19 protein-coding genes and 1 pseudogene are annotated in these 22,301 nt (G+C 58.9%); 14 read left to right on the top strand and 6 right to left on the bottom strand.

The window, feature by feature from the left end:
* The first annotated feature begins 106 nt into the window (after positions 1-106).
* From BKX96_RS04080 to BKX96_RS04090, 3 genes and pseudogenes are all read left to right on the top strand, one after another.
* A pseudogene (locus tag BKX96_RS04080) lies at positions 107-1,053 on the top strand (pirin family protein).
* Positions 1,054-1,086: 33 nt separating this feature from the next.
* Positions 1,087-2,508: an OprD family outer membrane porin gene (locus tag BKX96_RS04085; RefSeq protein WP_077182768.1), complete on the top strand. Its 1,422-nt coding sequence runs from the start codon at positions 1,087-1,089 to the stop codon at positions 2,506-2,508.
* Positions 2,509-2,531: 23 nt separating this feature from the next.
* Positions 2,532-3,458: a SphA family protein gene (locus BKX96_RS04090; RefSeq protein ID WP_077182769.1), complete on the top strand. Its 927-nt coding sequence runs from the start codon at positions 2,532-2,534 to the stop codon at positions 3,456-3,458.
* A gap of 131 nt (positions 3,459-3,589) precedes the next feature.
* Here BKX96_RS04090 and BKX96_RS04095 read toward each other — a convergent pair whose 3' ends face one another.
* The 5 genes from BKX96_RS04095 to BKX96_RS04115 form a co-directional block, all read right to left on the bottom strand.
* On the bottom strand, positions 3,590-4,834 hold the full coding sequence (locus BKX96_RS04095; protein ID WP_077182770.1) for an MFS transporter: 1,245 nt from the start codon (positions 4,832-4,834) through the stop codon (positions 3,590-3,592).
* A 68-nt stretch (positions 4,835-4,902) separates the two neighbouring features.
* Entirely contained in the window at positions 4,903-6,261 is a 1,359-nt protein-coding gene (locus BKX96_RS04100) for an outer membrane beta-barrel protein (protein WP_077182771.1), read from the bottom strand.
* Between the two features lie 135 nt (positions 6,262-6,396).
* Entirely contained in the window at positions 6,397-8,163 is a 1,767-nt protein-coding gene (locus tag BKX96_RS04105) for an FAD-dependent monooxygenase (RefSeq protein WP_077182772.1), read from the bottom strand.
* A 40-nt stretch (positions 8,164-8,203) separates the two neighbouring features.
* Positions 8,204-9,142, bottom strand: a complete 939-nt coding sequence (locus tag BKX96_RS04110; protein ID WP_077182773.1) for a VOC family protein — start codon at positions 9,140-9,142, stop codon at positions 8,204-8,206.
* An 85-nt stretch (positions 9,143-9,227) separates the two neighbouring features.
* Positions 9,228-10,061 carry a fumarylacetoacetate hydrolase family protein gene (locus tag BKX96_RS04115; RefSeq protein WP_077182774.1) on the bottom strand — a complete coding sequence of 278 codons (834 nt, stop codon included), beginning with the start codon at positions 10,059-10,061 and terminating at the stop codon, positions 9,228-9,230.
* A gap of 172 nt (positions 10,062-10,233) precedes the next feature.
* On the opposite strand from BKX96_RS04115, the gene BKX96_RS04120 reads away from it, so the two are divergent.
* On the top strand, positions 10,234-10,974 hold the full coding sequence (locus tag BKX96_RS04120; protein WP_077182775.1) for a GntR family transcriptional regulator: 741 nt from the start codon (positions 10,234-10,236) through the stop codon (positions 10,972-10,974).
* Here BKX96_RS04120 and BKX96_RS04125 read toward each other — a convergent pair.
* The gene (locus tag BKX96_RS04125) at positions 10,971-11,591 is read right to left on the bottom strand and encodes a TetR/AcrR family transcriptional regulator (protein ID WP_077182776.1); all 621 of its coding nucleotides are present in this window, start codon (positions 11,589-11,591) and stop codon (positions 10,971-10,973) included. The two genes, BKX96_RS04120 and BKX96_RS04125, sit on opposite strands and share 4 nt — an antisense overlap.
* A 236-nt stretch (positions 11,592-11,827) precedes the next feature.
* Here BKX96_RS04125 and BKX96_RS04130 point away from each other — a divergent pair, with 236 nt between their 5' ends.
* The 10 genes from BKX96_RS04130 (at position 11,828) to BKX96_RS04180 (ending at position 22,236) form a co-directional block, all read left to right on the top strand.
* Entirely contained in the window at positions 11,828-12,694 is an 867-nt protein-coding gene (locus tag BKX96_RS04130; RefSeq protein ID WP_077182777.1) for a fumarylacetoacetate hydrolase family protein, read from the top strand.
* 190 nt (positions 12,695-12,884) lie between these two features.
* Positions 12,885-13,880 (top strand): 2,4,5-trihydroxytoluene oxygenase, encoded by a 996-nt coding sequence (locus BKX96_RS04135; protein WP_077182778.1) that lies wholly within the window; start codon positions 12,885-12,887, stop codon positions 13,878-13,880.
* A 23-nt stretch (positions 13,881-13,903) separates the two neighbouring features.
* Positions 13,904-14,527: a malonic semialdehyde reductase gene (locus tag BKX96_RS04140; RefSeq protein WP_077182779.1), complete on the top strand. Its 624-nt coding sequence runs from the start codon at positions 13,904-13,906 to the stop codon at positions 14,525-14,527.
* A 115-nt stretch (positions 14,528-14,642) separates the two neighbouring features.
* Complete coding sequence (locus BKX96_RS04145; protein WP_077182780.1) at positions 14,643-15,878, top strand: MFS transporter; 1,236 nt, start codon at positions 14,643-14,645, stop codon at positions 15,876-15,878.
* Positions 15,879-15,950: 72 nt separating this feature from the next.
* Complete coding sequence (locus BKX96_RS04150; protein WP_077182781.1) at positions 15,951-16,334, top strand: nuclear transport factor 2 family protein; 384 nt, start codon at positions 15,951-15,953, stop codon at positions 16,332-16,334.
* Positions 16,335-16,522: 188 nt separating this feature from the next.
* Positions 16,523-17,380: a hypothetical protein gene (locus BKX96_RS04155; RefSeq protein WP_077182782.1), complete on the top strand. Its 858-nt coding sequence runs from the start codon at positions 16,523-16,525 to the stop codon at positions 17,378-17,380.
* A 741-nt stretch (positions 17,381-18,121) separates the two neighbouring features.
* Positions 18,122-19,438 carry an alpha/beta hydrolase gene (locus BKX96_RS04165; RefSeq protein ID WP_077182784.1) on the top strand — a complete coding sequence of 439 codons (1,317 nt, stop codon included), beginning with the start codon at positions 18,122-18,124 and terminating at the stop codon, positions 19,436-19,438.
* 14 nt (positions 19,439-19,452) lie between these two features.
* Positions 19,453-19,857, top strand: a complete 405-nt coding sequence (locus tag BKX96_RS04170; RefSeq protein ID WP_077182785.1) for a hypothetical protein — start codon at positions 19,453-19,455, stop codon at positions 19,855-19,857.
* Positions 19,841-20,917 carry an alpha/beta fold hydrolase gene (locus BKX96_RS04175; protein ID WP_077182786.1) on the top strand — a complete coding sequence of 359 codons (1,077 nt, stop codon included), beginning with the start codon at positions 19,841-19,843 and terminating at the stop codon, positions 20,915-20,917. The genes BKX96_RS04170 and BKX96_RS04175 overlap by 17 nt, the downstream gene beginning before the upstream one ends.
* 188 nt (positions 20,918-21,105) lie before the next feature.
* On the top strand, positions 21,106-22,236 hold the full coding sequence (locus tag BKX96_RS04180; RefSeq protein WP_077182787.1) for a CaiB/BaiF CoA transferase family protein: 1,131 nt from the start codon (positions 21,106-21,108) through the stop codon (positions 22,234-22,236).
* The last annotated feature ends 65 nt before the right edge of the window (positions 22,237-22,301 follow it).

Here is a 22,301-nt window from a genome sequence, read left to right on the forward strand (position 1 = left end):
TGACCTGTTGGGGCCTGTTTCAATCAGGGTTTGTTTTGTGCGGTCTACTTGAGGCTTTTTTTGTCTGGATCATCAGACACGGAGCCTCGCGGCAAGAGAGATAACGATGAGCAATCAAGAGCCCCAATGTCAGTTGTCCTCTTCCTTGGATTGTCCGATGGAAGAGGGTGTTAAAGCGATTAAACGAATCACTGCGCGCTCTGCCGAAGTGGGTGGCGGGATTATCGTCAACCGATTGATGCCCTCGCGCCAACGACGAATGATCGGCGCCTGGTGTTTTCTCGATCACGCCGGCCCTGCGGTGTTTGAAAAAAAGCCGGCCTGCGCGTCGGCCCCCATCCGCATGCTGGCTTGCAGACCTTCACCTGGATGATCAAGGGTAAGGTGCTGCACCGCGACAGTCTGGGCAACGTCCAGATCATTCGCCCGGGCCAGGTCAACCTGATGACGGCCGGACGGGGTATCACCCACACAGAAGAGTCGCTGCCTGACGAGCACCATCTGCACGCCGCGCAGTTATGGATTGCCTTACCGCAGGGTGACGAGAACTGCGCGCCGGCATTCGACCACTATGCGGACTTGCCAGTCTGGGATGAAGGCGGGGTAAGGATCACCTTGCTGGCCGGGAGGTTCGGCGGCCGCACCGCCCCCTGCCGAATTTTTTCACCGTTGGTGGGCGTGGACTTGGCGAGTCAGGGGGCAGCCTCGCTTCGATTGGCCGTGGAACCGCAATTCGAATACGGCATCCTGCCGCTGGAAGGTACGTTCACCATCAACGGCCAGACGTTTGCCCGTAATGAACTGGCCTATCTGGGACGCGGCCTCAGCGACATTGAGTTGTCATCCACCCAGGGCTCACGCGCCTTGCTGCTGGGGGGGGAACCATTTGCCGAGGAAATACAGCTGTGGTGGAACTTCGTCGGCCACAGCAAGGAGGACATCGCCGAGGCCCTTGAGGCCTGGAACAGCCGGGACCTGGAGCGTTTCGGTGACGTTGAGGGTTTTGACGGAGAGCGTCTGGTCGCCCCGCGGTTGCCGTGGCAAGGCGTGTGACGCTCAGGTCAACAATGAGCGGGAGTCCCGGTGATGGCCAATACGTTGAAACGACTGCAGTGGGTCTCTATTTCGCTTGGGGTGTCGCTGGCGACGGGGAACACCCTCGCGGACAACTCGCTGGGCCAACGGGATAATCTCAGCAGCGGAATCAATGATCGACAAAAGGCCGAAATGGCAGTGCCAGACGGTTTTATCAGTGGTTCGTCGCTCAATGGATTGTTACGTAACTACTACTTCAGTCGTGATAACCATGACACTCCTGCAGGGCTCGACCAACGTGAGTGGGTACAAGGTGCCTACCTGTCTTTTCGTTCCGGGTATACCGATTCTCCGATCGGCGTCGGTATTGATATCCATGGGTTTTATGGGCTAAAGCTGGATGGCGGAGGGGGCCGCGGCGGTGCCGGACTACTCCCACTGAACTCAAAAAAAGAACCGGAGTCGGAATTCTCCGCAGCGGGAGCCGCATTGAAGTTCAGAGGCTTTGACAGCCTCGTTCAGGCCGGCGATCAATACCTGGAGAACCCGGTGATTGCTGGCGGGGTCAGTCGGGTGTTTCCCCAGACCTTTCGCGGCGTGGCGTTAAAAAACTACAGCCTACCGAACCTGACCCTCGATGCTGGCTGGGTCGATTCCACACGTTTGCGTAATCAGAGTGGTCAAAGCTATTTGGTCACCAGCTATGGTGCCAGTAACAAGGCGGGTGTGCCTGCCGATCGTGAAAGCCCCAATATGGAGTGGCTGGGCGGTATTTACAGTGTGCCAGGCGCTATCACCCTGACGGTCTACGGCGGACAATTGAGCGATATCTGGAACCAGTACTACGTGGGAGCAAGTTGGCCGCTGAAGCTCACCCAGGCGTTGACGTTAACGCCGTATCTGCACTATTTCACAACCCGGGATCAGGGTCAGAGTCAGCTCGGACGGATCGACAACGACACCTATAGTGGTGGTCTGACGCTCTCTGGCGCTGGCCAGAGCCTGACGCTGGGCCTGCAAAAAGTCGACGGCAACACGCCCTTCGACTACGTCGCACAGGATGACCGGTCGTTTCTCTACCTGAGCAACTCTCAGCAGTACGCCGACTTCAACGCCCCGGGAGAGAAGTCCTGGAAGCTTCAATACCAGACCAGCCTGGCGTTCGTGGATGCTCCAAACGTGCAGCTAAGCACGTCCTATACACGCGGCGAAGCCGACCTGACCCGGGTGGATCCTGCCAGTCAAGGGTACGGCTACATCTACAACGCTTCCGGAAAAGATGCACACCATTGGGAACGGGATGTGGCCCTGCGTTATGCGGTGCCCGACGGCAAGGCCAAGGGGTTGAACGTGACCCTGCGTTGGGCCGCGCATCGCACGGGGGATGGCTATACGGCGCCGGGTAACACCCGGGGCAATTCGAACGCCGATGAGTACCGCGTGATCGTGGACTACCCGTTCAGTATTTTTTAGCAAGTAGCGTAAGAAGGCATGACATGCGACAACAGGTTGGCTTAATCAAGGCAATCGGCATCAGCTCGTTTTTTGTTTGTTCACCGAGCGAGGCCGATAGCGTCAGTTTACCGCCTTTAGCATTAGGCAATGCGAGCTTCATGGACGGTGTGTCCGGCCCGGGGATGCTCTTCGAATTGCCCACGCAAATCTATCGCAGCAACTCGGCGAATGATGCTCAAGGCCACTCCATACCGGGATCGCAAAAAGTCCGCAGCACGACCGTGCTTCCGCATTTTGCCTACATCAGTTCCAACACCGTTCTGGGGGCTAACTATGGTGCGGAAGTGCTACTGCCATTCGTGCATCTGGACATGGATATCGACCACGGGCCTGACGGCAGTCGTACACGGCAAGGCGACATGGTTATCAGCCCGCTGGTGTTGCAGTGGGCACCGCGTTCGGTGCTCGGCAGGCCTTACTGGCAGCGGCTGAATTTTGTTTTTTCGTTGCCGACGGGTTCCTATAGCGCCGACTCGGACATCAACACCGGCAGCAATGTCTGGGTCTTCAACCCCCACTACGTGTTCACTTGGGAGCTGACTGATCGCCTGGAAGTGAGCGGTCGTTTCCACTATGCATGGTCAAGTCGCAACAACGATCCGGCTTCCGTACTGAAGGCAGACAGCATCCAGCCGGGCGAGGCGATCCACAGCAATCTGGCGGTTTCCTATGCCGTTTCCGATACCTGGCGGGTAGGGGTGGCCGGCTACCAACTCAAGCAGATCAGCGATGACCGGATCGACGGACATAGGCAGAAAGACTCCCGGGAACAAGTCGTGGGCATAGGGCCGGGAGTGATGTATCGGCAAGGCAAGCAGACACTGTTTGCCAACCTGTATTTTGAAAGCGGTGCTGAAAATCGCTCTGAAGGGACTCAGTTAACGCTCAGGTATCTTCATGCCTTTTAACGAGGAGGCAGCAGCTTGTGGCCGCTGCCGTTGTTGCCATGAGGGTTTGAGATAAAAAACATCGCCCGGTGTTCGTGGCTCCGGGCGATGGCATGCGCTTGCGGTGCATGGCTCGTGAAAACCTGACCTGGTTAGGCCGCTTCCACGTTGACTTTGGTTTTCGACATGACGCGGTGCGGCGCCGTTTCGCGCAGGAACATCGCAACAACCAGGCCCAGCACCGCGCCACTCAGGGCCAGATAGAGGGTGTTTTCAATACCGTGGTGCTGGGCAATGTAGCCAGCCAGCGCCGGCGCAACGCCGCCACCGAACACCTCCCCAATACCAACGACCAGGCCTGTGGCCGTAGAGACCAGCGCCGGCGGGACTGACTCGCTGGTGAGCGGGCCGACGGTCATGCAGATCATGCTGAAGTTGAAGAAGGTGGTCGCGAACAGCAGCAGGAACAGTTTCACTGGCTCGGCCCCCGTTTGAATCATCAGCCAAAGTGCCAGGCCGGTGGCAAGGCAAGAAAGCAGCGCGACGGGTTTTCGCCCCAAGCGGTCGGAGAGGGCAGGCATCAACACCATGCCGAAGAAACCGCCGAAACCGATGGCCGACATGACGAAACCCATCTGCTGCATGCCCATATGCAGATAGTCCGTCAGATAGTTCGGCAGCATCACCGAGCTGACGAACAGGCAGGTCAGCATGCAGAACATGCAGGCGATGTTGAGGAGTACATTGCGTTGGCACAGCACCGTCGTCCAACGCGTTCCAGGCACATTTTCAGGTTGCACAGTCTGCGCAGTTTCGCGAGGTTCGCGCAGTACGCGGTAAAGCAACCAGGCGATCAGAAATCCGGGCACCGACACCAGCACGAATACCCAGCGCCAGGACGGCACGATCAGCAACAGTTGGGTGGCGACGATCGGTGCCAGGCCGAGACCGAGCAAGGGGAAAAATGACTGCTGGATGCCGATGTTCATGCCCAGTCGCTTGGGGTGCGAAGCTTCGGCGGTGGCGGCGATAGAGGTTGGCGTGAAGGCACCCTCGGCCACGCCCATGACGGCACGGATCAGCAGCAGCGCACCGACACCGGTGGCCAGCCCGGACAAACCGGCCAACAACGAGAACATGATCACTGAAGGGATGATCACCTTGCGCCGACCGATCCGGTCGGAGAGCCGCCCCATGAACATCGAGGAAATACCCCAGGCGAGCGCCAACACTGCAGAGATGTTGCCGAGGTCCTGATAATTGAGATTGAGGTCACGCATCATCACCGGGAACAGCGGCAGAATGATGAAGCGATCCAGGCCGACCAGACCGAAACCCAGCGCGAGCAGCGCGACGGCCTTCCATTCGTAAGCTGAGTCCCATTTCTTGTTATTCATGGCAGTTCTCCGCCCTTGCGGGCATGGGTGGACATGACGCCGACAGCCGCCGGCGCCCAATGGAAGGGTTAGAAATAGACCAGTGCCTCGACCAGCCCGGTCATTTGCGTACGGTCGCGGCCGTTGCCGTAGATGCGATCGTGATCAAGCGGCTCGAACCAGTCGTATCGCAACTCGGGGCGCAGGCTGAGGTTTTTGCTGACGTCCCAGCGCAGGCCGACGGTCAAGGCATTGAAGTCGCCCCGCGCAGTGCTGGTGGGGAACAGCACAAATCCGTCATGGTCGCGAAAGTGTTCACCGCGCAGCGAGAACGCCAAATCAGGGCGCGATTGATAGGTCAACACGCTGTTGACGCCCCACCAGGAAGCACCGTCGAAGCCCGGTCCGGTGACGATGTCCACGGTATCGGCTTTGCCATCGCCGGACTGTCGGCCGTAGACCAACTCGGCGCCCATCGACCATTGCTTATCAAAGGCATGCCAACCATTAAGCGAGTGCTGTTGGCGAAGCTGACCGTGGGGTGAAATCAGCCGCGCGGTGGGCGCCTGTACGTCATCGACGTTGTGGTTCTCCTCGTCGCCAACCATGAACTCGTAGTCGACCCAAGTGCCCATATCGGCGGTGCGCCAACGCAGGGCGCCCATCAGCGACTTGCCGTGATTGTTGTCGCGCAGGTTGTTCCAACCTTGTACAACTCCCAGCTCGGCACCGAGCAGACCGCTATCGCCACTGAAAAGACGGGTGCTGGCGAGGACGCCGGACACGGTGCTGGGCTCGGTGACGAAGGCGTAGGTCTTGCTGGCGAACGGGTTGCGTGCCTCACGAATGTTCGGGGGAATCTCGTAGCCGATGGCTGGGCCGAAGATGCCGGCTATCAGACTGACGCCAGGACCGTAGGGCATGTACATCGATGCGAACAGGTTGGGGGTGGCGACAAACTTCTGCTTGTGGCGTTTGGCTGAGTCGGGGTCGTCGTCGCCCGGCGAATTGGCATCCCAGTGCATATCCCAGCCGAACGTGCGGGCGAATTGCCCGTTGCGCCCGTAGAGGGTTTCCATGCTGAAACCGAAGGAGAACTCCTGAGGACTTGGCCCCGGCAGGGGAGTGACGCGTGGGATAACGTTGGCAACCAGTGGCTTGTCGATAAACAAATGCACCGAGGCCAGCTCCAGGCCCTCGTCCGAGTATCCGGTCAGCGGCAGGTTGCTCAGGCCGTCGTCGCGCTCATCGCTGGTAGAACGGTTGTTGCGCACGTAACCGATGTCGAGCAGCCCTGAGACCTTGATTCCATAATCCTGCTCCAGGCTTGGGCCGAAAAGGCTGCGTACCAGCGAGCCTTCACCCTTTTCCTGTTCTTGCGCCTGCACATGCAGTGATGCGAGGGCGAGCAAACCCGCACCGAGCATTTTTTTGCCGATGTTCAACATGACCAGCCTCTTTTATTGTTGTTATTGCGGGTGACGCGAAAGCCGTCGCGCATGCTTGTTTCACGGGCAAACGATGCCCGTGGCGGGCCGTTGCCGACCCGCGCGAACGTTCATGCGTTCAGAGGGTGTAAAGGACTAGCGGCGGTCGAGCAGGCTCTTCAGTACGTCGAGCAGGACCGACACATTGGCATGCCTGGCGCTCTGTGCACGCCAACCAATGTGGTTGTCGGGACGCACCAACAGGCAGCCGTCCTCTTCAATCTCGCGTAAGCGAGCCCAGTCGCCATAGCTGTCGGCGTAGTCCAGGCCGATACCGATACGCCTGGCTTGCAACTCGATGCCCAGCTCACGGGCCGCGGCCTCGGCGGCCTGGCTCCAGACCCCGCCGCCATGACCGGTGAGCAGGGTCAGACGGCCCTTGCCGCAGATATCCAGCGTCGACACCCGCCGGCCCTGGGCATCATGCAGCCAGGCGTGGGGCAAGCGCGCGCCGGGCCAGGTGGTGGCGTGGTAATACAATTCGCGGTCTCGTGTATAGGCCGGTTGTTCGCTGCCATCATCGATGACCGCTGAGCTGCGATAGCGCTGACCCAGTTCCACGCCATGGCAGTTGAACTGATAGTTCTGCAGGGCGATGGCCTGGTTCAGCTCGGCGCGGCGCTCGCGACCGACTTCGCTTTCGGCGTACAGCTCACCCAGGCTGGCCCAGCCTTCTTCTTCGCTCTGTCCCGGCTTGAAGCCGAGGGCGTTGGCAATCGGCAGCATGTTGCGCACGCTGCCCATCGCTCGGTCAACGACCTGCCGACCGACTGGCTGGCGCTCGGTGTTGTAACTGTCCAGCAAGCCGGGACCGGCTTGGCCATTGATCACCATGGCGAGCTTCCAGGCCAGGTTGTACACGTCCTGCACCGAGGTGTTTGTGCCCAGGCCATTGGCCGGCGGGTGGCGGTGCACGGCATCGCCGGCGCAGAACACCCGCCCCTGGGAGTACCGGTTGGCGACAACATGGTTGATCTGCCACTTGCTGGTGGAGAGGATTTCGACAGGGATTTCAGCGTCGCCGATCACCCGTCGAGCGCGCTCGATGATGGCCGCTTCGCTCAGGTCCGGCTCGCCCTGGGCGGGGTCGTACATATAGAGCATCACCCATTCGGTCCATGGTTTTACACAGATGAAGGTGCCGCTGCCCACCCAGTAGTCGTTGCCCGGCTGGACCATCCAGTACAGCACGCCGGGGCGGCTCTCACAGTAGCGGCGCAGGTCGGCGCGCAGCCAGACATTGACCGCGCAACCCAGGCCCATTTCACCTTCCATGGGGATTCCGAGCAGTTCCATCACACGACTGCGCGCCCCGTCCGCGCCGATCATGTACTGGGCGCGAACCTGATATTCGTGGCCCACGGTGCGATCGAGAATGCGCGCGGTGACGCCGTCTGCATCCTGGGTAAAGTCGAGCAGTTCGCTGTTGAAGCGCATCTCGCTACCCGCTCGCAACGCTTCGTTGGCAATGATCGGCTCAAGCACGTGCTGGGGGATGTTGCACATCGCCGAGGGGCTGGCCGTCTCATAGTCGGACTTGCGCTCGATGGCGTTGCCCCAGGTCAGCAGGCGACCCAGTTCCTGGCCCGCAAAACTGGTGGCCCAGACATTGTTGGCCATCAACTCATGCGGCGTGGCGGCGGCGACGACCGAGGCTTCAACACCGGCATCGCGGAACACCTCGACGGTGCGCTGGTTGGTGATGTGCGCCCGTGGGCTGTTGGCGGTCCAGCGATATTTGTTGATCAACAGGCTTTTGATGCCATAGCGCGACAGCAGCAGCGAGGCGGCGAGACCGGCAGGCCCTCCGCCAACGATCAATACGGGTACTTCAAGGATTTCAGTAGAGTGTTGCTGGTTCATGTCTTTGCTCCGCAATCTTTTTCTTGTGTAACGGACCGGTTCATTGAGCTTCGTAGTTGACGACGAATTCGTCGGGCACATCGGGTCCCCAGAGGTACAGCGAATCCTCGGGCGGATGGTTGCCGGCTTGCCAGTCGATACCCGCCGGGACAAAGTCGATGTCGCAGGAGTACTCGCTGTAGCTGCCCCATGGGTCACGGACGTAGTAGAAATAGTTGGAACCCAGCACGTGTCTGCCAAAGCCCCATCCTTGCTTCCAGCCCTGATCGGCCATGCGCATGGCGCCCAGGCCCACCTCGTTGACGGACGCGACGTCCCAGCTGCAGTGGTGGAAGCCGGTGCCTTGTGACTGCACGAAGGCAACGGTGTGATGGTCGGCGCCGTGTACCGTGTGCATAAAGGCGACGATGTGTTCCGAGCGGTCCGACAGGCGAATACCCAGTGCCCGTTCATAGAACCCGATGGTCCGCGCCACGTCCGGGGTGAACAGCATGATGTGCGACAAACGTCGTGGCCGGACTTGCGGTGCATGACGGCGATAGGGTGAACCGCGCTCGCCGCCGGCGCAGCTTTCAAAACTGACGGCAGGTTTGCAATCGGGCGTGACCTTGGCAGCACGCCGCACCTCGACCCGGGTGCCATCCGGGGCGACGAAACGGAATCCTTCGTCGGCGAGCGGCGATACCTCGCAGCCCTCTGACGTCACTTGTTCCTGCAAGGTCTTCAGATCGGCTGCATAGGCACCGAAGGCGATGTGTCGCAGCTTTTTAGCAGGGCCTTTGTGCAGGTAAGCCCAGGGGTGCGGATCTCCGAAGGTTCGCAGCACCAGCGTACCGGCTTCCTCGCGGACATCCAGGCCAAAGCATGTGTAGAAATCCCGGGCGGTTTCCAGGCAGGGTACATCCAGGGCGTAGTGGTCCAGCGAGTGGACCCCCAACGGGCGGGGCGAACCGTCCAATGCCTTGTCTAACAAGGTCATTACGTATTCCTCCAACTGTCGCGGCCTGCATCGGGCCGCTTTCTTGTTGTCGAGCCATGCGGGTCGGCATGGGCTGTGTTAACCACTACGCTTCGTCGATCACCGGATTGACCAGCTTGCCGATACCTTCGATCGACACCTCGACCACGTCACCAGGCTTGAGGTAGACCTTGGGGTTCATGCCGAAACCGACACCGGCCGGGGTGCCGCTGACAATCACGTCGCCGGCTTGCAGCGTGACCGCTTCACTGAGGGTGGAGATGACAGTCGCTACATCGAAGAGCATGTCCTGGGTGTTGGCGGACTGAACGATTTTTCCGTTGACTCGGGTTTCCAGCAGCAAGCCCTTGCCACCGGCGGGCAATTCATCGGCAGTGACCAGATCCGGCCCGAACGCGCCGGTATCGTCGAAATTTTTGCCTACGGTCCATTGCGGCGACTTGAACTGGTAGTCGCGTACCGAACCTTCATTGAACAGGGCATAGCCAGCGACGTGCTCAAGCGCCTGGTCTTTTGGAATGTGGCGACCACCGCTTTTCAGGATCACGGCCATTTCGCCTTCGTAGTCCAGGGTGTCGGATATTTTTGGACGGATCAGCGGTTTGTTGTGGGCCGTCAGGCTGCTGTTGAAGCGCGGGAACAGTGTCGGGTAGTCCGGCTGAGCGTAGGGCGACTCCTTGGTGTGATCGGCGTAATTCAGGCCGACACAGATTATTTTTCCCGGTTTGCGCATCAACGGCAGGTAGTCCTGTTCACCGATTTCGACACTCGGGCCTTGGGCGTTCGCACCATAGGTGACCAGATCCACGCCACGTTCTAGCAGTGATTCCAGCGTCTCCTCACCCAGCACTTTGACGCCATCGGCAGTGCGAACGCCAAGCACGGCGCGGCCTTGATGATTGAAATATACGTATCGCATGCGGGGAACCTCTTGTTGTGGTGAGAGCCGCCAGAAGGCAGTGGCTTGTTGGATAAAAAGCTAACGCCATAAAAATATACCGTCAACCATAAAATATATTTTCTTGTTATTTTCTATTAATCACAGCCCTGTGTATGATTTGGTCACGACCGTCGCAGGATGATGTTTTTCCATGAACCAACCCGAACAATGGCCCGATAGAAGCGAGGCTCCCGAGAAGCGCACCATGGCGTCGCAGCTGGAGGTGCGTGTTCGCCAGGACATCATCAATGGGCGGCTGATGCCCGGCAGCCGATTGCGGCTCAAGGAGCTGGCGGACTTCTATGACGCCGGGGTGATTCCGTTGCGCGAGGCGCTGTCGAGATTGGCGGCGACGGGATTCGTCGATGCCGAGGACCAGAAAGGTTTCAGTGTTGGCCGCATCTCCGCGCAGGAGATCCGTGACATCACGGACACGCGACTGCATATCGAGTGCAGGGCGCTGGCCTTGTCGATCAGTCAGGGTGATGTGGAGTGGGAGAGCAGGGTGATCGCCGCGCACCATCGCCTGGATCGTTTGCCTGTCATCGAGGGGGTGGAGCGTCTGCTTAAACCTGAGTGGGAAGTCGCCCACGACGCCTTTCACAAAGCGCTATTGTCCAGCTGCGGCTCATCCTGGCTGCTGCGTTTTGCCGCAACGCTGCGCGACCAGACGGCGCGCTATCGTCTGCTCTCCATGCATTACGCCGACAGTGATTCACGCGACGTCAGGGGAGAGCACAAGAGCCTGCTTGACGCGGCTTTGAGCAAGGACATCAAGGCGGCCTGTGAGATTCTTTCTGCACACTATGAAGAAACCACTCAGCGGGTCCTGAGCCATGAGTTGCTTCAGGGCAGCGCGGGTTCGGCAGTGAAAACCCGGAAGATTTCCTAGCGCGCCAGCGGCAACAACCCTTTGATGAAAATGGAGATGGTCTCTGTGATCAGGTGCTCCCTTTCCGCTTTCGAAGGGCACTTGCCAAGCCCGAGCAAGCAACGCAATTGCAGGTCGCCTGTCAGCGCATCGAGGAAAATCTTCGCGCGGGTATGGGCGTTGCCTGGTGTAATCAGCCCGGCTTCCTCAGCCCATTTGAAGTACTCGGCCAGGCAGTTGTAAGCCGTCGCCGGTGCTGCGTCAAAGAATGACTGCGCCGCCTCCGGAGCACGTAGCGCTTCGGCAACAATCAGGCGGTGCAGGGCGATGGTGCGAGGCGATAGCACAACATCCAGGAAGATCTTCGCAATGCTCGACAGGGCTTCCTGCAAGGGCTGTTGCTTGAGATCCATGTGGGTGAGAGGGCTGACGTTCTCCGCACAGAGCTGCTCGATAATCGCCGAAAACAAGCCCTCCTTGCCGCCAAAGTAGCTATAGATCGTGCGCTTCGATCCGCCGGTTTTCGCAATAAGCCCGTCGACACTGACCCCGGAGTACCCCTCCGTGAGGAACATGTCGGTCGCTATTTTAAGAATGCCTTGACGCTTTGCTGCCTGTTTGGGGGTCGGTGATTCCATGTGGCTCGGGTATTCCTGAAAAGTACGCTGCGAAGTTCGCCATAGCCTACGCCGCTCCAGGTATGCGTTCCAGCCGCGCAGGCATCCATCGTGCGCATGAGTCAGGCAAAAAAATTTATAAAAAAGGCGGTCAGCACTCTTGACCCGTCTTTCGTTTGGGTGCACCTTTCGTCACAAGGGTACGGTAACGTACCGTACCATTACGAAAATACATAAGAACAATAGAGGTACAGATCATGCGTTTTGTACAATTCGTAGAAGGCACTTCCAAAGGCCTGGGTATCGAGCAAGAGGGCATTCTGCGCGGCCTGAACGAAAGCGAAGCCGGCTACCCGGGCGCGCTACATGACCTGCTCGCGGCAGGCGAGGGCGCATTGCAAGCCGCCCACGAGCGCTTGAAAGATGCGCGTTTGCTTGATCCCTCGAACATACGTTACCTGCCACCTCTCGAACGTCCGGGCAAGATTGTCTGTGTCGGCCTGAATTATGCCGATCACACCAGGGAAAGCCCGTACGAGCAGCCTTCCTACCCAACGTTTTTTCCTCGCTTCGCCTCGAGCCTGGTTGGCCATGGCGAACCCATCATTCGTCCACGTATCTCCGAGCAACTGGATTTCGAAGGTGAACTGGCGGTCGTCATCGGTACCGGTGGCCGACACATCACCAAGGATCGTGCTCTGGAACATGTTGCGGGTTATGCGATCTTCAACGAAGCCTCAATCCGTGATTACCAGTTCAAATCGCCGCAATGGACGATTGGCAAGAACTTCGATGCCACCGGCGCGTTTGGGCCGACCTTCGTCAGTGCCGACGAACTGCCGCCAGGGGCAAGCGGCCTGAATCTGGTCACGCGCCTCAATGGGGCAATCGTGCAGCAGGGCAACACCGCCGACATGGTCTTCAGCGTCGTCGACCTGATTTCCATTCTCAGTGAAGCGGTCACCCTGGAGCCCGGTGACGTCATTATCACCGGTACGCCGGCGGGGATCGGCTGGGCGCGTCGTCCGCCACTGTTCATGAAACCTGGCGATCTGTGCACTGTAGAGATCGAAGGGCTCGGCACGCTGAGCAATCTGATCGCCGACGAACAATCACCGGCCTGAAGCCAGGCGTCAGCCTTACTTTCGAGATAGCGGAGTAACCGCCCCGACTGGGTCGACCGCTGATTCTCCGATTCATGGTGGCCACCTTTCTTGCGAATTGCTTTGCAGTTCACGGACCCGGCTGCCTTGATTTTTGCTGACGGCCCGTTTTTAGAGACAGCACTCTGTTATCGGCCGTCGAGGAACTATCGTGTTGCAGATAAAAGACATCAACCACGTCGTCTACCGTCATCCCGATCTCGCGGTGATTGAACGCTTCCTGACTGATTTCGGTCTGGTCGTCATGCACCGAACCGAACGACGGCTTTACCTGCGTGGCGCTTGTTCGCTGCCCTATGTGTATATCGCCGAGAAATCCGAACACAGCAGCTTTGGCGCCATTGCGTTCGCCGTCGAGCGTCTCGACGACCTGCATCAGGCAACACAGCTGCCTGGTGCATCCGCCATCCACGCACTGGATGGTCCCGGAGGTGGGCAATGCGTCGTGCTGCACGACCCGTCCGGCCGCCGCATCGAGTTGGTCCACGGCATTGAACCGGTGGGTTCGTTAACCCTGCGCGCGGCGTTGACCCTCAATTCGGCGCAAGAGAAACAGCGATTCGGTGATGTGCAACGACCCAATAAAGGCGCCGCGCAAGTGTTGCGTCTCGGCCATGCGGCAATCGGCGTGCAGGACATGGTCGCGCACCTGGACTGGTACAAGCAGGTGCTTGGCATGCTGCCCTCCGATCTGGTGGTTGAAGAACCCAATCGAGACTGCCCGGCAGCGGCCTTCCTGCGATTGAATCGTGGGAGTGCATGGACCGACCATCACACCATTGCACTGTTCCAGGCGGAAAAGGACTTTGTCCATCACGTGTCCTACGAGGTTCAAGACTTCGACGCGCAATGCCTGGGACATGCCTGGATGACCCAGCAAGGCTGGTCGCCATTTTGGGGGGTTGGCCGGCATGTGTTAGGCAGCCAGATCTTCGATTACTGGAGTGACCCGTCCGGCAACCTCATCGAGCATTTCACCGACGGCGACTTGTTCAATCAGGACTCACCTTCGGGCTTCACCCAAGCCTGCGACGACAGTCTCTATCAGTGGGGGCCGCCCATGTCGGTGGAGTATTTCCTGGGCGGTAAATGCCAAACGCAGGACACCGCTCCCCGTACTGCGGCATCCCGCCAGCGGCGCAGTTGATCAATACCGACAGGACAGATGCCATGAGCAAAGCAATGACAGAACAGGGACTTGACCTGCTGTTTCGGCAGGCCCGAAGCCAGAACGGCTGGCTCGATCAACCCGTGAGCGATGACACGCTCAAAGCACTCTACGACCTGGTGCGCTGGGGGCCGACCAGCGCCAACGGTTGCCCGGCACGTATCGTATTTTTGCGCAGCGCCGAGTCCCGGCAACGCTTGCTGCCGGCACTGAGCGCCGGCAATGTTGAAAAGACGTTGAGTGCGCCGGTGACCGCCATCATCGGTTATGACACACGCTTCCACGAGCAATTGCCCAAGCTGTTTCCTCACAACCCCGGCGTGCGCGACTGGTTCGCCGGGCAGCCGGAATTGATCGAGTCCACGGCGCTACGCAACAGTTCGATGCAAGGCGGCTACTTCATCCTCGCTGCGCGCGCTCTGGGGCTGGACTGCGGGCCGATGTCCGGCTTCGATCATGACCAGGTCGACAGGACATTCTTCGCCACCGATAACGGCCAGGCAGCCAGCTTCCCGGGCATGCAGGTCAAGTCGAACTTCCTCTGCAACCTCGGTTATGGCGATCCCGCCAAGCTGTTTTCGCGAAGCCCTCGCCTGGGTTTCGAGGAGGCCTGCACGCTGCTGTAACTCTCCACTCACCCTGCAAACAAGCAAATCCTCCAGCCTGATTGATTCGCGCTGCGGCTCATCGCGCCCGATCAATCGGACTGGCAAAACAACAACAAAAACAAGGAAAACCACGATGAAATCCATTTCGAAATGGCATGTGCTTGTCGGTGGTTTCCTGGCGTATCTGTTCGACGCCATGGAAATCATCCTGCTGACCATCGCGCTGCCGGTGATCCGTCAGGATCTCGGCCTGAGCTTCAACGAGGCCGGTATGCTCGCTTCAGCGACACTGCTGGGTATTGGTTTCAGCAGCATCACCACCGGCTGGTACTCGGATAACTTTGGTCGACGCAAGGCACTGCTCCTGTCGCTGATTGTGTTTGGTGTACTGACCACTCTGGTTGCAATGACTCACAGCTGGGCATTGCTCCTGCTGCTTCGCTTCCTTTCCGGATTAGGGCTGGGGGGTGTCTGGGGAATTGTCTCGGCCTATGTGACGGAGACCTGGCCTGCGCACCAGCGTGCAAGAGCGACCGGTTTTGTGCTGAGTTCTTTCCCGATCGGTGCCGCCATCGCGGCAATGGTTGCGGCAAGCTACCTGCCGGACTGGAAGACGCTGTTTATGGTGGCGGGTATCTCGACGCTGATCCCTGTGGCGTACCTCTTTTTCTTTGTGCCTGAATCCCGGGAATGGCAAGAGCAGCAAGCCAGGAACCTTGCCAACCCCAAACTGCATAGGCGCGTCTCGGTCAGCGAAATCTTTTCCCCTGAACTGCTGCGGCTTACCCTGTTGGGTACCCTGGCAGCCAGTTGCGCAGTCATCGGCTTCTGGGGCGCGAGCACCTGGTTGCCGACTTACCTGGTGCAGGAGCGGGGCCTGAACATCGGCATGATGGCCACCTTCATGGCGATCATGAACATCGGCGCTTTCATCGGGATCAATGCGTTCGGCTTCATTGCCGACCACATCGGCAAAAGAAACGCTACGTTGCTTTCGCTGCTGGGCAGTGCCGTCATGCTGTCGATTTATGCGCTGACCACACAGAACGCCATCCTGTTCTGGCTGGGGCCGGTCTATGCCTTCTTCTATGCCTTTGCCAGCCTGTTCGCGTCCTACTTCAGCGCCCTTTACCCCACACGGGTTCGCACGATTGGTGCCGGCTTCTGCTTCAACTTCGGCCGCGGCCTGGCGGCATTTGCGCCCTTACTGCTGAGTGGTATTGCCACCAGTTACAGCCTGGCATTGGGGCTGCTGGTCTGCGCAGGCTTCTTTGCCCTTGGCACGATCACCATGTTCTTCATGCCTCATGCGCAAATCCCCCAGGCAAATCCAGCACAGGGTGCGCCACTGGAAACCAGTCATTCGTAGTCGAGCTTCCTCATCCGGTTGTTCCGCTTTTGTGCGTACGCGCGATCAACTGCCAAGCACGGAGTTTTATGTATGTTAGAACCACAGGTAAAGCAACACATCGAAGCACTTGAAGCGCGCCGTCGTCAGGCAATGATCGACCTGGACATGGACTTTCTGGAAGGCATCTATACCGACGATCTCACCTACAGCCACTCCGATGGCAAGAGCGATAGCAAGAAAGGGTATCTCCAGGGGATGCGCGCAGGGATCTGGATTTACCGAAGTTTCGAAAGCCGGCAAGAGCACATTCGTAGGGTGGGGGCCTGCGCCGTGATCACCGGGTTGATCGACATGGATGTGATCATTCGCGGTGAACCCATGTTGTTGAACTCGCGCTATATCAGCGTCTGGAGAGAAGGGGACGCTGGCTGGCAAATGATGGCCTGGCAGTCCACTCGATATTCCAAAGCTTGACGTTGGTTTGAACGCGCAGCTGTTTCACCGTCTGCGCCCCACAGTTTTCAGTCACTGACAGTGTATTCGATCGTTTGATCCCGGGCGTTATGGCTAAGCGGGCAGGGCACGCTCATGCCTGAAACCCATAACCCTGGAAGCACTTTTCATGCGGTCAATCCACGGCCGAACTCATTGGAATCTTGACCATGTACGTACAACAACTACAAAAAACGTATCTCAAGGCACTACTGGCTGCTGGCGCAATGAGCCTGGCCACGACCAGCGCAAACGCCAGGGAATGGAGCGATACCTTTGTCGGGTTTCGCTATGGTACCGACTTCACCGAACCCAGCGTGCGGGGCAAGGTCCAGAAGGAAATTTACCAACTGGGCCATGTCAGCGGCAATGACACAGGCTCCAACTTCTTCAATTTGGACATCCTGAAGTCCGACAGTAATGACCCGAAGAAGGACAGTCACTCCGGCGCGACAGAAGCCTATCTGGTCTATCGCCATCAACTGTTTCTGAGCAAGGTCTTTGACCGATCAATGGCGTTCGGACCGGTCAAGGAAGCGGCGCTGAGCAGTGGGGTCGAACTCAACTACAAGAACACTGAGTTCGCCACCCGTAAGCGCATGCTGGTGGTGGGCCCGACACTCAAGTTCGATGTGCCCGGCTACCTGGATGTCAGCCTGCTTTACGCCATGGAATGGAACCATTGTGGGTTGAACGCTTGCCAGACCGAGAACATTCAATTCGATCCTTACTACGTACTGCACATGGTGTGGGGTTTCCCATTTCAGATGGGCAGCGTGCCGCTTAAATTCCAGGGCTTCGCCAGCTACAAGACGCAAAAGGGCAAGGATTACTTTAAACAGGACACCGCCGAGGAAAGCCTGGTTCGGGCTTCGTTGATGGTCGATGTGGGGCAAATCACCTTCGGCAGCAAGAACAAACTGCTGATCGGGCCGGGTTACGAGTACTGGAAACACAAATATGGAGCGATCCATAAACCAGGTACCGACACCTACGCGCCGACAGTGCATCTTGAATGGCACTTCTGAACCGATAAGCATAGTGCTGGCGAACCCTGTTCAACGCGTTCGCTGACCAGGTAGCAACCGCTTCCTTTTTTGCTCCCATGGTGGGGAAGCGGATTTAGGCGCCCTGGTGGGGCGTTTTTTATTGTTAGTTCGTCGATGGCGCGGGAGGCCTGTTCGGCCTCTATGACGACCCAAGATTGCCCAGTGATGTGGGGGGCGTACCCAACGGGTCTGCATTGCTGGTGAGCAAGAAGGCCTGGCAACGACAGCCGTCGAAATCTCGCTCCTTTTCGTCGCAGGAGCGGCAGTGTTCGGGCACGGTGCCAGCATTTTCACACTGTCTGGGCCCAAAGCTGACGCTCAGGAACAATCCCCATCTGCCTACGTCGGGATGATCTCCAACCGCAGCATGAAACACTTCTTGCTAGAGAGGCGCAGCCCATTGACCTATTTGAAGAATCGGTCTGCAAAGATGTAGTCGTCGAGGCTCTCGGGAAGTAAGTTGCCTTGGCCTCGATGTTCACCTTGGATATAGCGCTTCATGGGCGATCCCTGCGATGAAATCCTCAGAAATCATAGCAAGGGTTCGCGAAGGCGTTTTTACACACTCTGGGCCGATTGCAAACGGTCCTGATGTAGATTTTGGTCTCTAACGGCCTTGTCGAAGGCCCACCCCCCCATTGAGGGTAGCCACCGCAACCCTAGCGCTCAGTAAGCTATTGCTGATGCGCGGTATACGGATTTTTTGCGAACGGAGTGGCAATGAAAAACAATCAAAACCTACAAGCGCCCCCTGAGCGTCCGGGTATCGGCATGCCTCGCGTACTGCGTGCGCAGCAACCGGATCGCGAGGCCCGTGCGTTCTTGCGCCTGGCTAACATCTCCAGCAGTCTGCGTCCCGCGGAGGATTACTCGTTGCCCAGGCTGCGCCAGGGCTGGCGATTGGCGGCGCTTGCTCTGGGGCGCAATCCGCCGGTGAGATCAGTGACTGAACAAATGATCGACGGGCCGGGCGGCGCAATCGCTTTGCGCATCTTCAAACCTGACAACGCCACACAATCGCAGCCCGCATTCATGTGGTTTTTCGGCGGTGGTTTCATCATTGGCGATCTGGATACAGCCGATGGGATCTGCCGCAGCATTGCTCTGGCGGCCAACTGTATAGTGATCGCCGTGCGCTATCGTCTCGCGCCGGAACACGATTTGTCTGCGGGGCGTGCTGATGCGCTCGCCGCGCTTGAGTGGGTGGCTAAAAATGGCGAGCAACTAGGGATCGATACGACTCGCCTGGCGATCGGCGGCGATTCTGCAGGGGGCAATCTCTGTGCGGCTGTCGCCCAGGAAAGTCTGCGTCGAGGCGGCCCGGTACTGAGTCTGCAAGTGCTGGTTTACCCGGCGACCGAGTTGGTGGATAGATTCCCTTCCTATGTGGAGAACGCTTACGGGCGTACGCTTCTGACCGATCATGCGGTGCAATGGATCGAGCGAACCCTGGCCCCTTCGCTCGACACACTGGACTTGCTCGACCCTTGGTATTCGCCACGCCGCAACCCCGATATGCACGACCTGGCGCCGGCCGTTATCGTCAGTGCCGGTTTCGACCCGATCCGCGACGATGGCCTGGACTATGCCGCGCGCTTGCGCGCCGATGATGTGCCGGTGGAACTGTTGCACTACAGGGGCCAGTTCCATGGGTTCCTCAATTTCGATTCGGTCAACGGTGCCAGCCGCGATGCGCTGCAGCGCATCGGCGATGCACTGAAGGGTGCATTCGCGCGGCAACCGGCTGCGGACCGGACAATTGAAATCGCCGACAGACTGCCACGCAAGCACTCGCGTCTGCGTTGCACTGCCGATGAACTGGCGATCTCTACGCTGACCACCTGGGTCGTGACCGAACGGTGGGGCATCGTCTTGTTACGCCTGCTGTCGCCAAAGGCGAGCAAAGTCTGCGGCCTGTTGATCAAACCCTGGTTCTTGCCCACCGCCATGTTGCGGCGCAAAGCCATTTCCGGTCTTGATCGAATGGCCGCGCGGCAAACCTGGCCAACAGAAAAAAACTGCACTGTGAATCCTTGATCGAGGAATACGTCATGGCATTACCTGATCCGTTCAAACTGTATCGTGAAGCTATCACCCGGTTCGAAAACGGCGTCAATGCCTTGGCCGCACGTCATTTGGACTCAAAGGAAGTGGGCCTCGTAATCGACCAATATGCGCGGGTCTCGCTCGGCTTGCAGCACCTGTCGCAGACATCGCTCGAGCGTCTGTACAAGCATCTGGACGTTCCCAGCCGCGGCGAAGTCGATGCCCTTGCCGCCTCACTGCGGCGGGTCGAGGACAAGCTCAACCAATTGCTTCCAGCTGCCGCCAGCACGCAAATTGCTCCTCGCCCGCCACGCACGCGACGTCCACGAGCCGAACCATTACCGGCATCCCGCAAAGCGGCCTCCAAAAGAGAAAGAAAGGAGGGGAACGAAGATGCCTCGGCCAAATGACAACAAGGTCTGCGACTTGCCGTTGGCTAACAGGCTGCGCTCCGAGCTCAGCATGATGGTCAAGCGGGGTCTCAAGGGTCTCGAGTATCTCGGCACGCCGCCGCCGGCCGTAGGCCTGTCGCCCAAGACCCTGCTGCACCGTCGCGGCACCTTGTGCCTCTACCACTATCACGCCACAGCGGACGAGATTTACCGCGTGCCGCTGTTGTTCGTCATGGCGACGACCAGCAAGGCTGCCATCTTCGACCTGACAAAGGGACAGAGCCTGATCGAGTTTCTGCTCGCGCGGGGGTACGACGTCTATGTCATGGACTGGATTGCGCCGAGCCGGGAAGAGTCTCACCTGAAGCTCGAACACTATGTGCTCGACTTCATTCCCGATTGCATCCGCCGAGTACAAAAAGACACGGGCGTGGAAGACGTCACGCTGATCGGCTATTGCATGGGCGGTGTCCTAGCGACGCTTTACGCCGCACTGCATCCCGGTGGCCCGCTGAAAAACCTGGTCTGTTTCACCACGCCCATCGACTGGACGAAGATGCCCTTGGCCAAACAACGGCACATCAACATCGAGCGCTTGATCGATGCGACCGGCCTTGTTCCGCCAGAGACCATCATCAAGGCGATTGAGCTGCATCGCCCCGCAGGCCGAATTGCCGGCCAGGCTCGCCTTTGGGACAACATGTGGAACGACGACTACGTCAGGGGCTACCGCATGATGGCGCGTTTCAATGACGAGACCTTGCCGCTTCCCGGCGAGTACTTCCGGCAGCTTCATCTGGAGCTGGGGCAAAGAAACTCACTGTACGAAGGCGGCATGCGCATCGGTGGCCAGGAGGTTGATCTGAAAAATATCGAAGTCTCGCTGCTGCACGTCATCGCGCAATACGACTCCCTGGTGCCGCCGGACTGCGCGCAGCCCCTGGTGGCTCGCGTGGGTTCGCGTGACAAGGAAGAACTGATGCTGCCGGGCGGTCATGTCAGCCTGGTGGCGGGGCCGGCCGCGGTGAAGCGGATGTGGCCCAGGCTCGAGCAATGGTTGGGCGAGCGTTCAGTATGAAACCCAAGGCAAGGGCAGCGCACGCGTGAAATTGTGAGGCGGATGCCTGCAGCTGGCCAGATTGTGGAGCGCGTGGGCGGGTAGGGGGGGTAATTCCCCCCTTCAGGGAGTGGGGCGGTTGTGGTGCCGTGCGCCTAGTGTCTTGGGTCGCAGCGAACAGCCTCCCTATAACAAAAGAGAACCCTGAGATGCCCGGACCTTTGGCAGGTGTGAAAGTAGTTGAAATGAATGCGATCGGCCCTGCGCCGTTCGCCGCCATGATGCTGGCGGACATGGGCGCGGAAGTCATTCGCGTCGACCGTCATACGGCCGGCTTTCTCAATGCCGATGGCAGCCTGCTCGGGCGCGGACGCCGCAGCATTGCGATTGATCCGCGTAAACCCGGCTCCACTGAAGTGTTGTTGCAACTGATCGACGGCGCCGACGTGCTGATCGAAGGCTTCCGTCCCGGCGTGATGGAGCGCCTTGGCCTGGGGCCGGAGGTCTGCCTTGAACGTAATCCGAGGTTGATCTACGGGCGCATGACCGGTTGGGGCCAGACGGGGCCACTGGCACATGCGGCAGGGCATGACCTCAATTACATTGCGCTGTCTGGCGTACTCAACGCCATGGGCCATGCCGACCGGCCACCGACTCCGCCGCTGCATCTGGTGGGCGACATGGGGGGCGGGGCGATGTTTTTGCTCACAGGCATTCTGGCCGGGCTGTTCGAGGCGCAGAAATCCGGCCTGGGGCAGATCGTGGACGCCGCCATCTGCGACGGCGCGACATTGCTTGGCAGCATGTATTACGACTGGCGCCATCAGGGGCAGTGGGACGACCAGCGTCAGCACAACATGCTCGATGGCGGCGCGCCTTTTTATGGTTGCTACACCTGCGCCGACGGAAAGTTCGTGTCTATTGGCAGCATCGAACCGCAGTTCTATCAATTGTTGCTGGAGCTGTGTGGTATCGACGATGCGGATTTCAAGCAGCAATGGCAGAAGCAGGACTGGCCGGTGCTTCGCCAGAAGCTCGAGACGCTGTTCCTGACTCGAACCCGCGATGCCTGGAGCCAACTGCTGGAAGGTACGGATGTCTGCTTTGCCCCAGTGCTGGATTTCAGCGAAGCCTTTACCCACCCGCACAACCGCGCGCGTGGCCTGTTCATGGAAACCGCCGGCGTACTGCACCCGGCGCCCGCTCCCCGCTTGAGTCGTACACCAGTGGAGGCGGGAAGGGTCGTAAAGAACGGCGAAAACACCCTCGAAATTCTTGAACAACTCGGCTTGAGCAACGAGCAGATCGACGAACTGCGCAACGTCGGCGCGATTGTTTGAAAGGGCTGCCAATCACGCGATACAAAACTGTCGTCTTAAGTTCTCCCCCAATAGAGGATTCATGA

Source organism: Pseudomonas putida, assembly GCF_001976065.1.
Taxonomy (GTDB): Bacteria; Pseudomonadota; Gammaproteobacteria; order Pseudomonadales; family Pseudomonadaceae; genus Aquipseudomonas; species Aquipseudomonas serbica.